Source organism: Actinomyces oris (assembly GCF_001553935.1).
GTDB classification, from domain to species: Bacteria; Actinomycetota; Actinomycetes; order Actinomycetales; family Actinomycetaceae; genus Actinomyces; species Actinomyces oris_A.
In genome coordinates this window covers 276469-290775 of record NZ_CP014232.1, presented here as the reverse complement: position 1 = coordinate 290775, position 14307 = coordinate 276469, and the positions used below count along the sequence as shown (strand labels likewise).

Sequence of the window (14307 nt, the reverse complement as noted above, 5' to 3'; positions counted from 1 at the left end):
TTGTCTGACCTCATCCTGAAGGAGGAATGCTGACAGTCCTCTCCAACCGAGGTTGGAGAGGACTGATGGCCGTCAGGCGTGGAGGCTCAGCGGTGCGTCGGGGCCGCTCAGGCGAGCCTGCCGGCCGGGGCGGCGGGAACCGCGTCGAGGAAGGCCGGCGGGTTGAAGCCCTCGTGCTGGTAGGCCTCGGCCACGGCGCGGGCCACGTCGTGGACGGTGTCGGCGTCCACCAGGGCGATCGCCGAGCCGCCGAATCCGCCGCCGGTCATGCGCGCCCCGTGGGCGCCGGCGGCGCGGGCCGCCTCCACGGCCACGTCCAGCTCGGGGCAGGTGCACTCGTAGTCCACACGCAGTGACTCGTGCGAGGCGTCCATGAGCCTGCCGGCCTCGGCGAGCTTCTCTCCGCGCAGGGGCTGCCCGTCCTGCAGGAGCGCCACGAGCCGGCGGGTGCGGTCGATCTCGGTGACAACGTGGCGGGTGCGCTTGACCAGCTCGTCGGCATCGTCGGCATCGTCGCCGTCGGTGGCCGCGAGGCGCTCCAGGGCGCCGGGCAGGTCGTCGATCGCGATGTCCGCCAGGAGCTCCACCCCGAGGATCTCAGCGGCCCGCTCGCAGGCCGCTCGCCTGGCCCCGTACTGGCCATCGTCCAGAGAGTGCTTGGCCTTGGTGTCGATGACCAGGAGGGCCAGGCCCTCGGCGGCCAGGTCGAAGGGCACGTGGGTCACCGAGCCGTCGCGGCAGTCCAGCTCCAGGGCGTGACCCTCGCGGCAGCGCATGGAGGCCGACTGGTCCATGCCGCCGGTGGGGGCCCCGGCCATCTCGTTCTCCGTGCGCACGCAGTTGGTCACCAGGCGGGCGCGCCCGGCGTCGTCGGGCTCCTGCGCAGTCCCGGCCAGGCCCAGGTGCGCGACCTCGTCAATGGCGACGGCGGCCGAGCACTCCAGGGCCGCCGAGGAGGACAGTCCGCCTCCCAGGGGCACGCAGGAGACGAGTGCGGCGTCGAAGCCGGGCAGGTTCTCGAAGCCGTCGCGCTCCAGGGACCAGGCGACGCCGGCGATGTAGGAGGCCCAGTGCGCCACCTCCCCGGGGGTTCCCTTCGGACCGATCGTGTCGAGGTCCATGACGTCGACCTTCTCCCGGGTCTGGGGGGAGACCAGGCGCACGACGCGGTCCTCGCGGCGCCGCAGCGCCAGGTGCGCCCGGTGTGGCAGGGCGATGGGCAGAGCCAGGCCGCCGTTGTAGTCAGTGTGCTCGCCAATGATGTTGACGCGCCCGGGGGCGTACCAGACGCCGTCGGGCTCGGCCTCGAAGACCTCCCGGAACAGGGCGGTGGCGGCCTCGGCGCCCTCCTGGGGGCTCAGCGCAGGTGCGAAGACGGGAGCATCGTTGGTCATCGTGTTCTCCTGTGGTGGGTTGTTCTGTGAGTGAGCGGACAGGCTGTGGAAGGGAAAGGCCCGCGGGACGGGGTCAGGTGGCGATGGTCAGTCGGGTGCCGGCCTGCTTGAGCGCATCGACGCCGTCGGCGTCGGGCTCGGCCTCGGTCACCAGGACCCCGATGTCTCGGGTGGCGCAGAAGGAGCGCAGACCCAGGACCCCCCACTTGGAGGAGTCCAGCGTGGCCACCACCGTGCGCCCCGCAGCGACCAGCGCCTGGTTGGCGGAGGCCTCCTGCAGGTTGGGGGTCATGAGCCCGGCCTCGGGAGTGAATCCGTGGGCACCCAGGAAGACCCACTCCACACGCATCGTGCTCAGTGCGTCAATGGCCACCAGCCCCACCAGGGCGTTCGACGGCGTGCGCTCACCCCCGGTGATGACCGCCGTGGGGGCGTCGCGGTTCTCGGCGCGGGCGGCGTCGGCGGCGTCGAAGAGCACCTGCGCGGCGGGCAGCGAGTTCGTGATGACGGTCAGGGTGGGGAAGTGCTCCAGCTCGGTCAGGGCCTGGGCGAGCGCCAGCGTGGTGGTCCCGGCTGACAGCGCCAGGGAGTCCCCGGGGCGGACCATGGCGGCCGCGGCCTGACCGATGCGGCGCTTGGCCTCCAGGTTGAGGGTCGACTTGGCGGTGAATCGCGGCTCGAGGGTGGTGGGGCCGGCCGCCACCGCCCCGCCGTGGACGCGCTCGACCAGCCCCTGGGTGACCAGCTCGGTGATGTCACGGCGCACGGTCATCTCCGAGATGCCCAGCTCCTCGACGACGTCGGCCACCCGAACCCCGCCGGTGGCCGCGACCCGTTCCAGGATGTGCTCCTGGCGCTGACGGGCGAGCATCGGGGCCGGGCGGGGCGATCCGACGGCGGAGGCTGAGGGGCCGGGTTGCATGGGCCCAGTTTGCCAGACCTCGACGTCGAAAACGCCATGTCCGCACGTTCCCGCACAGAGTCGCACAGGCGGCGGCGGGGCGACCGTTCCACCCGTTCGGTCGGTCATGGCACACTTATCCCGCTCGTGCCGCGCTCCCGGCTGGGATAACAGGGGCGTGACACGGTAATGTGTTCGGGTCACCCTCGTGGTCATGCGTTCTCCGGACGCAGGAACTCACATCAGCCCGATCAACCAGTCATCCCGTAGGAGTCCAGGAGTCATGCAGATCCCCGCACCAGACGCGCACCAGTGCGTCATCGGTGTGGCCATCGCCCTGCCCTCCCACTACGCCGCCCAGGTGAGGGCGGTGCGGGAGGCCGCGGGGGATCCTCTGGCCGAGGTCGTGCCGCCCCACATCACGCTGCTGCCGCCCACGGCCATCGACGTCGACTCCCTCGACGAGGTCAAGCGGCACCTGCGCAACGTGGCTGCCGGGACGAGCCCCTTCGAGGTGCGGCTGGACGAGGTCGGCACCTTCCGGCCCGTCAGCCCCGTGGTCTACCTCGGTCTGCGCAGCGGCGCCGAGGAGTGCGACCGTCTTCAGGTGCGGGTGCGCGACCGCCGGGGACCCCTGGCTCGTTCGCTCAGCTTCCCCTTCCACCCGCACGTGACCCTGGCCCACGAGATCGCCGAGGACGGCCTCGACACAGCAGCCAGAAAGGGAGCTGACCTCACCATGGACTTCACCGTCACCGAGCTTCACCTCTACCGCCACCGCAGCCGGCCCGCCAGCCACGGCGGTGGCCGGTGCCCGGCTTCGGAAGGGAGCTGGGACGTCGTGTCCGCCTTCGCCTTCGGGGGCTCCCTGGCCCCTGACGCCTCCGCTGACACTGCGGCGCCCGCAGTGTCGGTGCTTCCGACGACTCCGGCGGTGTCGGCATGATCGATCGCGTCAAGAAACTGCTGGAGGCCGGGCGGCGCTCGCGGGTCGGTCGGGCACTGATCCGCTACGGCACGGCGCGCGGCGCGCTCATGGCCGGAGGAATCGCCTACACGGGCATGTTCTCGGTCTTCGCCGTCCTCGTCATCGGCGTGAGCATGCTCATGGCGATGCTCGGTCAGCACCCCACCATCCGGGCCGCCGTCGTGGACTCCATCAACTCTCTGCTGCCCGGTGTCATCGACACTGGCAACGGCAGGGGACTCGTCTCGGTCGAGCAGCTGACCCTCCCCTCGGCACTCAACCTCGGATCGGTGCTGGCTGCCGGGGCCTTCATCTACTCCGTCATCAGCCTCATGGGCACTCTCAAGATCGCCTTGCGGGCCATGTTCGGACTGGTCAATCCCGTCATGAGGCCGGTGGTCGGGCAGCTGGCGAATCTCGCGGGCTTCCTCGTCATCGTGGCCGGAGTGCTGGTGACGGCCGTGGCCTCGGTGGTGACGACGACACTGTCGGGCAGTGTCGGCCGCTCCCTGGGCCTGCCGCAGTCGCTGACCGGAACCGGGGCGTGGGTGATGACGCTCCTGCTCTCCTTCCTCATCGACACCGGTGTCCTGGCGCTCCTCATCACCATGTGCGGCATCCGCCCGCCCCGACGCGACCTGCTGCAGGGCTGCATGCTGGGCGCCTTCGCCCTGGGCGTGCTGCGCCAGGTGGGGACCGGGGCGGTCGGCTCGGTGACGCGCAACCCGCTGCTGGCCTCCTTCGCGGCCATCGCCGTCCTCATCCTGTGGCTGCACCTGACCAGCCGCGTCGTGCTGCTCGTGGCGGCCTGGATGGCCAACCCGCCGCTGCCCCGCGACGTCGACCACCCCAACGAGGTCCACGCCCACGAGCGCCCCAACTACGTGACCCTCTCCGTGCCCGCGACCCTGACCTGGCCCCGCCAGTCCATCACCGGCAGCCTCGAGGCGGACCCGACGGCGCACCCCGACTACGTCCCCCCGGTGCCGATCCCGTGAAGGCCGGGTCCCGGTGCTGCCCTGAGCCAGACCTGGTGAACAGGCGGCGGGCCGGGACGATAGCCTGTGGCGGTGACTGAGATTTCTGGCAAGCCCGATCGCGCCGTACAGCCCGACAGCTCGGCGCCGGCCATTCACGCCATCATTCCCGCCGGAGGTGCGGGCACCCGGCTGTGGCCGCTCAGCCGACGCCGGCGCCCCAAGTTCCTCCTCGACCTCACCGGGGCCGGCCGCAGCCTCCTGCAGGACACCGTTGAGCGCCTGGCCCCACTGACCGCCACCACCACGGTCGTCACCGGCGTCGCCCACATCGCCGCCGTGGCCGACCAGCTCCCGAGCATCCCGCGCGACAACCTCCTGGCCGAGCCCTCCCCGCGCGACTCCATGGCGGCCATCGGCCTGGCCGCCGCCGTCATCGCCCACCGCCACGGACGAGACGCCGTCGTCGGCTCCTTCGCCGCCGACCACACCGTGGCCGACCGGGCAGCCTTCGCCGACGCCGTCCGCCAGGCCGCCCGCCTGGCCGAGCAGGGCTGGGTGGTCACCATCGGGATCGCGGCCACCGGCCCCTCGACCGCCTTCGGCTACATCCACGCCGGCGACCCCACCGACGTGCCCGGGGCCCCCGACGGACGCCGGGTCCTGGGCTTCACCGAGAAGCCCGACGCCAACACCGCCGCCGCCTACCTGGCCACCGGCGACTACCGCTGGAACGCCGGCATGTTCGTGGTCCGCGCCGGCGTCCTCCTGGACCACCTCGCCGAGCTCAGGCCCCAGCTGGCCCAGGGCATCGAGGCCATCGCCGCCGTCTGGGACGCCCCCGAGCGCGAGGAGGTCCTGGCCGAGCGCTGGCCCGCCCTGGAGAAGATCGCCATCGACCACGCCATCGCCGAGCCGGTGGCCGCCGCCGGGGGAGTGGCAACCGTGCCGGTCTCCATGGGCTGGAACGACGTCGGCGGCTTCGACGCCCTGACCGACCTCGTCCCGCCCCGCACCCAGGGTCCGGCCACCGGTGCCAGAGTGCTCGACGACACCGACGACACCGACGACACTGACGACACCGACGGCACCGGCACTGCCAGCGACGCCGCCCCGCGCGCAGAGATCCGGGCCCTCGACTCCGAGGGCGCCCTCATCGCCTCCTCCTCCGGACGCACGGTGGTGCTCCTGGGAGTGCCGGGCACCGTCGTCGTCGACACGCCCGACGCCCTCCTGGTCACCACCCCCGAGCACGCCCAGGACGTCAAGAGCGTCGTCGACGCCCTCAAGGCGGCCGGTCGAGAGGACCTGCTCTAGCCGAACCACTGCACCGGGGACCGTCTTGTCCCCTCGACTTCTGAAACGCCCACGCGGGCGTGATTCCGGGTATGGCTGGCCGCCCCGAAGGCAATGGTGGGTCGATGGAAGAGGTCCGGCGTCTCGCCAATGTCCATGGCGCTGACATTAGCTCCGCTCTGGCGCCGCACGCCGAGGACAAACCGCGGAATTCCAACGATCCTCACCGGGCACTTCCGCAGCGGGTTCGCTAATGTCAGCGCTGTGGACACTGGGCTGCCTTCGGCGTCGGCTCAGCGGGGTTCTCGCGGCGCAGCCCGACGCCCTCACCCCAGGTTCGACCCCACTGGCCCCGCTCAACTCCTGATCGGGGCCTGGAGGTTGTGGTCCGACGTCGGCTCCGGCCCGGGGCTTGTGAGAGCCGCCCCTACTCCACGAGGGGCGGGAGCCACTGGCCAAGGCTTGTGCGTACTGCACGAAGGCCCTCCCTACCTGGAGTACCCCCATCCTTCCTCCAGTAGCACCCGGGCCTCGTGCATTGCGACCAGACGACGCCGGACGCCACCCGATCTGCCGCGAGCAGCCTCGCCGCCCCTGTCGGTAGGGCACGCAGCGGCAATCGGGGTCGGTCAGCCGGCCCTTTGAGGGCCCGGCGCCGGAAGAAGACAGCCCTCGGGTGCCGGGCCCCTCATTGAATCCACGACGATCACGTGCTCATCCCGGTGGAACACGTGGTGTGAGAATGGGAGGTTCTCGCCTATCCTTGACACTCGAATGTGTCCCCCGTCGCACGTGAGAACCACGGAGGTTTCCATGAAGAAGGCCTGCTCCGCGATGACGCTCGGCGCGGCCGTGGCCCTGGCCCTGGCCGCCTGCGGGACGCCACCGGCCCAGCGGCCCGCCCGCAACCTGGAGGGAGCCAAGAACTTCACCGCCTGCATGCTCTCCGACGAGGGCGGATTCGACGACCACTCCTTCAACGAGTCCGGCAAGAAGGGCCTGGACCGGGCCGGCAAGGAGCTGGGAGTCAAGACCATTGCCGTGCAGTCGGAGAACTCGGCCGACTACGCCACCAACATCTACGCGCTCATTCAGCAGAACTGCAAGCTCGTCATCGGCGTCGGCTTCAACATCGCCGCCGACCTGACCGAGTCGGCCAAGGCCAACCCCGACATCCAGTTCGCCCTCATCGACGCCTCCTTCATCGGCGCCGACGGCAAGCCCGCCACCCTGCCCAACACCAAGCCGCTGCTGTTCAAGACGGCCGAGGCCGCCTACCTGGCCGGATACGCCGCCGCCGGTACCTCCCGCACCGGGGTCGTGGGCACCTACGGCGGCAAGCCCCTGCCCACCGTCCAGATTTTCATGGACGGCTTCGCCAAGGGCGTGGCCCGCTACAACCAGGACACCGGCGCCCAGGTCCAGGTCAAGGGCTGGGACACCACCACCGGCAAGGGCGGATCCTTCGTCGGCAACTTCACCGACGCCGCCAAGGGCCAGGCCATCACCGAGCAGTTCATTTCCCAGGGCGCGGACATCATCATGCCGGTGGCCGGCCCCGTCGGCCAGGGCACGCTGTCCTCCGTGCGCCAGAAGAACGACGCCGGGGGCACCAACGCCGTCATCTGGGTCGACTCCGACGGCTACACCTCCTCCGGTGACGGCAGCATCATCATGACCTCCGTGGTCAAGGAGATCGGCAACTCGGTCTTCGACACCGTCAAGAACGCCTCCGAGGGGAGATTCTCCTCCGAGCCCTACATCGGAACCCTCAAGAACAACGGGGTGGCCGCCGCACCCTTCCACGACTTCGACTCTCGGGTGCCGGCGCCGGTCAAGGCCAGGCTCGAGGAGCTGCGAGGCCAGATCATCGACGGGTCCCTCGACGTCTCCACCCCCTACGACCCCTCCTGACCGCCCGGCCGGGGCCGGCGCCCCGAGCCTCCACCGCCACCCGGAAGCGAGCCTGTTGTGAAGCTTGAGCTGCGCGGGATCACGAAGGCCTTCGGGCCGCTCGTGGCCAACGACCATATCGACTTAACCGTCGAACCCGGCCAGATCCACGCCCTCCTGGGCGAGAACGGCGCGGGCAAGTCCACGCTCATGAACGTCCTCTACGGCCTCCACCAGCCCGACGCCGGAGAGATCCTCATCGACGACGAGCCCGTCACCTTCTCCGGGCCGGGCGACGCCGTGGCCGCCGGCATCGGCATGGTCCACCAGCACTTCATGCTCGTGCCCGTCTTCACCGTGGCCGAGTCCGTCGCCCTGGGCTACGAGCCGGTCGGGTCGCTGGGGCTCATCAACACCGGCGCCGCCGCCGCCAAGGTCACCGAGATCTCCCGCCGCTTCGGCTTCGACGTCGACCCCCACGGCCTCATCGAGGATCTGCCCGTGGGCGTCCAGCAGCGCGTGGAGATCATCAAGGCCCTGGCCAGAGACGCCAAGGTCCTCATCCTCGACGAGCCCACCGCCGTGCTCACCCCGCAGGAGACCGACGAGCTCATCACCATCATGCGCGAGCTCAAGGCCTCGGGCACCTCCATCGTCTTCATCACCCACAAGCTGCGCGAGATCCGCGAGGTCGCCGACACCATCACCGTCATCCGCCGCGGCCGCGTCGTCGGCACCGCCGAGCCCACCGCCTCGGCCGCCGAGCTCGCCGGCCTCATGGTCGGCCACGACGTCTCCTTGACCGTCGACAAGCCCCCGGCCGACCCCGCAGGCGACGGGCTCGCCCTGGAGGGCATCAGCCTCATCGAGGGCGGCACCACCCTGCTTGAGGACATCGACCTGCACGTGCGCGCCGGCGAAATCCTCGCCATTGCCGGCGTCCAGGGCAACGGCCAGACCGAGCTGAGCGAGGTCATCCTCGGGCTGCGAGCGCCCACCACCGGCTCCATCGCCTTCGACGGTCAGGACGTCACCCGCCACACGGTGCGCCGCCGCCTGCGAGCCGGACTGGGCTTCGTGCCCGAGGACCGCACCACCGACGGCATGGTCGCCGAGCTCTCCGTCGCCGAGAACATGGTCCTGGACCGCTACGACGACCCCTCCCTGGGGCGAGGCCCGTCACTGTCCCCGACGCGCGTGCGCCACGCCGCCCACCGGATGCGCGAGGAGTTCGACGTGCGCGTCACCGACGTCGACGACGCCATCTCCACCCTCTCGGGAGGCAACCAGCAGAAGGCCATCCTCGCCCGTGAGCTCTCCCGGCCCCTCAAGGTCCTCGTCGCCTCTCAGCCCACCCGAGGCCTGGACGTGGGCTCCATCGAGTTCGTCCACCAGCGCATCGTCGCCGAGCGGGATACCGGCACCGCCGTCCTCATCATCTCCTCCGAGCTCGATGAGATCTACGCCCTGGCCGACCGCATCGCCGTCATGTACCGCGGACGGATCGTCGGCATTGTCCCCGCCGACACCGCCCGCGACGCCCTGGGCCTCATGATGGCCGGCACCCCCGCCGAGCAGGCCCTCGACCCTCAGGAGCAGACACGATGAGCACTCCCACCACCGGCTCCAGCACCGAAGCGAGCCCGACGCCCCCGTCCGAGGACCACCCCGAGGAGCAGACCAAGCACGGCCCGAGCGGCCAGGCCGCCCTGCTGCGGCAGGTCGTCTCCTCACCGGCCGTCGTCGGGCTGCTCGCGGTTCTGACCGCCCTGATCCTCAGCTCGATCCTCATCCTCGCGGCCGACTCCGAGGTGCGCTACACCGCCACCTACCTGCTCAACCGCCCCGGCGACTTCCTCCACGCCACCGCCTCCACCCTGAGCGAGGCCTACAGCTCCCTGCTGCGCGGCGCCGTCTTCGACTGGCGCGCCACCACGGGCGTGCGCATGATCCGCCCCATCACCGACACCCTGACCAACGCCACCCCGCTCATCATCGCCGGGCTCGGCATGGCGGTGGCCTTCCGAGCCGGCCTGTTCAACATCGGCGGCCAGGGGCAGATGATCCTCGGGGCGATCACCGCCTGCTACGTGGGCATCGCCTGGAACCTGCCCACGATGGCCCACCTGCTCGTCGCCGTCGTCGGGGCGGGTCTGGGAGGGCTGGTGTGGGGCGGCATCGCCGGCGTCCTCAAGGCACGCACCGGCGCCAACGAGGTGATCGTGACGATCATGCTCAACTCCATCGCCGCCCACCTGCTCTCCCAGGTGCTCAGCCTCAAGGCCTTCAACGGCGAGGGGGAGACCGGCAACCGCAAGTCCCTGACCGTGGCGGATACCGCCCAGTACCCCTGGCTGGCCGGTGACTCCTTCCGCCTCCACGCCGGTTTCCTCCTGGCCCTGCTGGTCGCCGTGGCCGTGTGGTGGCTCATGGAGCGCTCCCGCCTCGGCTTCCAGCTGCGGGCCACCGGCCTCAACGCCGACGCCGCCCGCACCGCCGGCATGAGCGTTCCCTGGGTGACGAGCCTGGTCATGATGATCTCCGGCGCCCTGTGCGGGCTGGCCGCCACCGCGCCGGTCCTGGGCACCCAGAAGAGCATGGACGAGTCCGTCGTGGGCACTATCGGCTTCGACGCCATCACGGTGGCACTCCTGGGACGCTCCCGCCCCCTGGGGACCGTGCTGGCCGGCCTGCTTTTCGGGGCGCTGCGCGCCGGTGGGACTGCCATGCAGGCGGCCCCGGGAACCCACATCAAGATCGTCATGGTCCTGCAGTCCACGATCGTGCTGTTCATCGCCGCGCCGCCCCTGATCCGGGCCATCTTCCGGCTCCCGGAGCGCCGAGAGCCACTCGGTGGCACCGATCCGTCCCCCGCCTCAGTGCCGGCCGCAGCCCCGGCCGCTCCCGCCGCGAAGGAGGCCTGAGCCATGAGCGCATCAACCGCTTCTGCCGACTCTCACGCCGTAACCGCACCGGATGCCTCCGCGCCCGCGACGGCGGCGCCCATGGATCTGAAGATCCCGATCACCGGCGCCGTCGTGCTCCTCCTGCAGGGGCTCATGGCTCTGGGGGCCCGCGGCTCGACCACCTTCGACCTGACCGCCTCCTCCGACCTCTTCCGGCTCGGGGCCCCCGAGCTCAACGCGCGCCTGATCATCCTCACCGCCGCCGTGATCGTCGCGGCGGCCACCGCCGTCGCCTTCGACCGCTCCCGGCGCCGCCGCAGGATCCCCACCTGGGCCGCCGTCCTCATCGGCGTCGGATTCGTCCTGGCCTTCCTGGCCTGGGCCGGGGCCGGAAGCCGCGGCGTCATCCCCCTGGTGACCATCCTGTCCTCCGCGCTGGGACTGAGCGTCCCCCTCGTCTACGGCTCACTGGCCGGGATCATCGGGGAGCGCTCGGGCACCATCAACATCGCCATCGAGGGCCAGCTCCTGGGCGGGGCCTTCCTGGGGGCCGTCGTCGCCTCGGCCTGCTCCAACCCCTGGGTGGGGATCCTGGCCGCCCCCGTGGCCGGAGTCCTCGTGGCCCTCCTGCTGGCCCTGTTCGGCCTGCGCTACCGGGTCAACCAGATCGTCGTCGGTGTCGTCCTCAACGTCCTGGTCTCCGGGCTCACCGGCTTCCTGTTCTCCACCTTCCTATCCTCCAGCCCCAGCCTCAACCGGGCCCTGCGCCTGCCCACCCTGGCGGTGCCGTTGCTGTCCCGGATCCCGATCATCGGGCCGGTCCTCTTCCGCCAGACGATCCTCGTCTACCTCATGTACGCGGCCGTGGCGGTCCTGTCCGTCATGCTGTTCCGTTCCCGGTGGGGGCTGAGGCTGCGGGCCTGCGGTGAGCACCCCAAGGCCGCCGACACCGTCGGCATCAACGTCATGCGCACCCGCGTGGCCAACCTGGCCCTGGCCGGGGCGCTCGCGGGACTGGGAGGGGCCTTCTTCACCGTCGGCTCGGGCCTGTCCTTCGAGAACGACATGACCGCCGGCAACGGCTACATCGCCCTGGCCGCCATGATCCTGGGCGCCTGGCGGCCCCTGGGCTCCCTGGGGGCGGCCCTGCTCTTCGGCTTCGCCACCTCCGTGGCCCAGACCCTGCCGGTCATCGGCAGCTCGGTCTCACCGGACATCATCTCCATGATCCCCTACATCGTCACGATCCTGGCGGTGGCCGGATTCGTGGGCAAGGTGCGTGCCCCGGCCGCCGAGGGGGTGCCCTACCCGTGAGCAGCATCGCGCCCACCGAACTGACCGACGCCCACTGGCAGGCCCTGCACGAGCTCGCCGTGGAGGCCATGACCCACGCCTACGCCCCCTACTCCCGCTTCAAGGTCGGGGCCGCCGCCCTGGTCGACGACGGCCGACTCGTCTCGGGATGCAACGTGGAGAACGCCGGCTACGGCGTCACCCTGTGCGCCGAGTGCGGCCTCGTCTCCGAGCTTACCCGCACCGGAGGAGGGCGCCTGGTCGCCTTCGCCTGCGTGGACGCCCACGGCCGGGCCCTGGCGCCGTGCGGGCGCTGTCGCCAGCTCCTGAGCGAGCACGCCGCCGACGGTATGGTGCTGGCTATGCCCTCGGGGATGATGAGCATCGACGAGGTCCTGCCCGACCGCTTCACCGCCGACGACGTCGAACGCGTCGTCGGCCCGCAGAGCTGAGGGCCGGCTGACCAGCAGCCACAGATGGAGGAGAAACCCCGTGACCGTCCCCGCCGCACCGCCGGCCGTCGAGCCCTTCGACGCCGTCGACGTCATCGCCGCCAAGCGCGACGGCGCCGCCCTGACCGACGCCCAGATCGACTGGGTCGTGGAGGCCTACACCCGCGGCGCCGTCGCCGAGGAGCAGATGAGCGCCCTGGCCATGGCCATCTACCTGCGCGGCATGAGCCGGGCCGAGATCGCGCGCTGGACCGACGCCATGATCGCCTCCGGGGAGCGCATGGACTTCTCCGGCCTGACCCGCCCCACGGCAGACAAGCACTCCACTGGGGGAGTGGGGGACAAGATCACCCTGCCGCTGGCGCCGCTCGTGGCCGTCTTCGGCGTGAGCGTCCCCCAGCTGTCCGGACGCGGCCTCGGGCACACCGGCGGCACCCTGGACAAGCTGGAGTCCATCCCCGGCTGGCGGGCTGACCTCACGGGCGAGGAGATCGCGACGATGCTCGATGCCGACGGCCCCGGCGCCGTCATCTGCGCCGCCGGGGCGGGACTGGCCCCCGCCGACAAGCGCCTCTACGCCCTGCGCGACACCACCGCCACCGTCTCCTGCGTCCCCCTCATCGCCTCCTCGATCATGTCCAAGAAGATCGCCGAGGGCACCGGCGCCCTCGTCCTGGACGTCAAGGTCGGCTCCGGCGCCTTCATGAAAGAGATCGGCCAGGCCCGCGAACTCGCCTCCACCATGGTGGCCCTGGGCACCGACGCCGGCGTGACCACCCGCGCCCTGCTCACCGACATGTCCACCCCGCTCGGGCTCACCGCAGGCAACGCCCTCGAGGTCGCCGAGTCCCTCGAGGTGCTCGCCGGCGGGGGACCGGCCGACGTCGTCGACCTCACCGTGGCCCTGGCCCTGGAGATGTGCGCCGCCGCCGGCAGACCCGTCGAGGAGGACCAGGCCCGAGCCGCCCTGGCCGACGGGCGCGCCATGGACATCTGGCGCGACATGATCTCCCGCCAGGGAGGCGACCCGGACGCACCCCTGCCCCTCGCCCCGGAGACCGAGACCGTCACTGCCCCGGCCGACGGGGTCCTCACCACCTTGGACGCCCTCGCGGTCGGGGTGGCCGCCTGGCGCCTCGGGGCCGGGCGGGCCCGCAAGGAGGACCCGGTCCAGGCCGTCGCCGGCGTCACCATGCACGCCAAACCGGGCGACGAGGTACGCGCCGGCCAACCGCTGCTCACCCTGCACACCGCCACCCCCGAGCGCTTCACCCGCGCCCGGGAGGCGCTCGCCGGTGGCATCGTCATCTCCGAGGCCGGATCGCCGGAAGCGGCCGACGCCGTGGCCCGCCGTCAGCGCGGCGTCATCCTGGAGCGCATCGGATGACCACGCCCCGGCAGATGGAGCCCGCCATCGTCGCCCGAGCCGTCAACTCCCGGCTGCGAGTGGGCCGCCTCACCCAGGCGGGCCAGGCCATCACCCTGACCCAGACCGACGCCACCACCTGCGGGCCCACCTGCCTCCTGGCCGCCCGCCTGCTCCTGGCGCCTGGCGAGCGCGCAGCTGTGACGGACGACCTCGCCCAGGAGGTGACGGCCTCGCCACCCGGCCGGGAGGGCAAGCAGCTGATGTCCGTCCTGTCCCGCCAGCAGGTGCGTCTCCAGCGGGCCATGAATGTCCACGGCCTGGGGGTCCTGCCCTGGCCGAAGGCGCTGGGCTCCACGCCCTGGTCCGTGGCCCGGCAGATGACCGAGATCGTGCGCACCTGCACGCCGGGTGGCGGGCGCCGTCGTTACACGGTGAGGTGGGTGAGCGACCACGGCCCCGCCTGGGGCGGTGAGGTCGCCTCGATCCGTGAGGTGCTGGCAGGCGGACTCCCGGTCATTCTGGTCACCGGCGGCCCGCTCGTCCTCGACGCCGACGCCGAGGGTGAGCCCACGGCGAGGACGAGGCTGCGCACGTCCCTGGCACGCACCCCGGCCTTGCCCCGCCACTACGTCCTGGCCCTGCCCTGGCAGACCATCGGGCAGGACGACCCCGGTGAGGGGAGCGCACACATCTACGAGCCCTCCAGCGGCGCCGTGCGCCCCCTCGACCTGACCGCCTCGCGCGATCCGCACCGCCCCGGCCCTCGCGAGCTCGGCAACTGGCCCCGCGTCCTCGCCGTCATCGCGCCCGAAAACAATCCATGACGAGTACCAGTTGTGTGGGAGTGATATCCATGTCG

12 protein-coding genes are annotated in these 14307 nt (G+C 71.3%); 10 read left to right on the top strand and 2 right to left on the bottom strand.

Annotated elements, in window-relative coordinates:
- Nucleotides 1–107: 107 nt before the first annotated feature.
- Nucleotides 108–1394, bottom strand: a complete 1287-nt coding sequence (gene galK / locus AXE84_RS01260) for a galactokinase (protein ID WP_060956558.1) — start codon at nucleotides 1392–1394, stop codon at nucleotides 108–110.
- Nucleotides 1395–1467: 73 nt separating this feature from the next.
- Nucleotides 1468–2265, bottom strand: a complete 798-nt coding sequence (locus AXE84_RS01255; RefSeq protein WP_060958096.1) for a DeoR/GlpR family DNA-binding transcription regulator — start codon at nucleotides 2263–2265, stop codon at nucleotides 1468–1470.
- Nucleotides 2266–2578: 313 nt separating this feature from the next.
- Here AXE84_RS01255 and AXE84_RS01250 point away from each other — a divergent pair, with 313 nt between their 5' ends.
- The 10 genes from AXE84_RS01250 to AXE84_RS01205 all read left to right on the top strand — a co-directional run bounded on the left by AXE84_RS01250 (nucleotide 2579) and on the right by AXE84_RS01205 (nucleotide 14272).
- Entirely contained in the window at nucleotides 2579–3241 is a 663-nt protein-coding gene (locus tag AXE84_RS01250) for a 2'-5' RNA ligase family protein (protein ID WP_060956557.1), read from the top strand.
- The gene (locus AXE84_RS01245) at nucleotides 3238–4260 is read left to right on the top strand and encodes a YihY/virulence factor BrkB family protein (protein WP_060956556.1); all 1023 of its coding nucleotides are present in this window, start codon (nucleotides 3238–3240) and stop codon (nucleotides 4258–4260) included. The genes AXE84_RS01250 and AXE84_RS01245 overlap by 4 nt, the downstream gene beginning before the upstream one ends.
- A 66-nt stretch (nucleotides 4261–4326) precedes the next feature.
- The gene (locus AXE84_RS01240) at nucleotides 4327–5556 is read left to right on the top strand and encodes a mannose-1-phosphate guanylyltransferase (RefSeq protein WP_060956555.1); all 1230 of its coding nucleotides are present in this window, start codon (nucleotides 4327–4329) and stop codon (nucleotides 5554–5556) included.
- Between the two features lie 792 nt (nucleotides 5557–6348).
- Nucleotides 6349–7449, top strand: a complete 1101-nt coding sequence (locus AXE84_RS01235) for a BMP family lipoprotein (RefSeq protein ID WP_060956554.1) — start codon at nucleotides 6349–6351, stop codon at nucleotides 7447–7449.
- 57 nt (nucleotides 7450–7506) lie between these two features.
- The gene (locus tag AXE84_RS01230; RefSeq protein ID WP_060956553.1) at nucleotides 7507–9036 is read left to right on the top strand and encodes an ABC transporter ATP-binding protein; all 1530 of its coding nucleotides are present in this window, start codon (nucleotides 7507–7509) and stop codon (nucleotides 9034–9036) included.
- Nucleotides 9033–10352: an ABC transporter permease gene (locus AXE84_RS01225; protein WP_060956552.1), complete on the top strand. Its 1320-nt coding sequence runs from the start codon at nucleotides 9033–9035 to the stop codon at nucleotides 10350–10352. The genes AXE84_RS01230 and AXE84_RS01225 overlap by 4 nt, the downstream gene beginning before the upstream one ends.
- Before the next feature lie 3 nt (nucleotides 10353–10355).
- Entirely contained in the window at nucleotides 10356–11648 is a 1293-nt protein-coding gene (locus AXE84_RS01220) for an ABC transporter permease (RefSeq protein WP_060956551.1), read from the top strand.
- Complete coding sequence (locus tag AXE84_RS01215; RefSeq protein WP_060956550.1) at nucleotides 11645–12079, top strand: cytidine deaminase; 435 nt, start codon at nucleotides 11645–11647, stop codon at nucleotides 12077–12079. Before AXE84_RS01220 ends, AXE84_RS01215 begins: the two co-directional genes overlap by 4 nt.
- Nucleotides 12080–12119: 40 nt before the next feature.
- Nucleotides 12120–13466, top strand: coding sequence for a thymidine phosphorylase (locus tag AXE84_RS01210; protein ID WP_060956549.1), 1347 nt, complete (start codon nucleotides 12120–12122; stop codon nucleotides 13464–13466).
- On the top strand, nucleotides 13463–14272 hold the full coding sequence (locus AXE84_RS01205) for a hypothetical protein (RefSeq protein ID WP_060956548.1): 810 nt from the start codon (nucleotides 13463–13465) through the stop codon (nucleotides 14270–14272). The genes AXE84_RS01210 and AXE84_RS01205 overlap by 4 nt, the downstream gene beginning before the upstream one ends.
- Nucleotides 14273–14307: the final 35 nt, after the last annotated feature.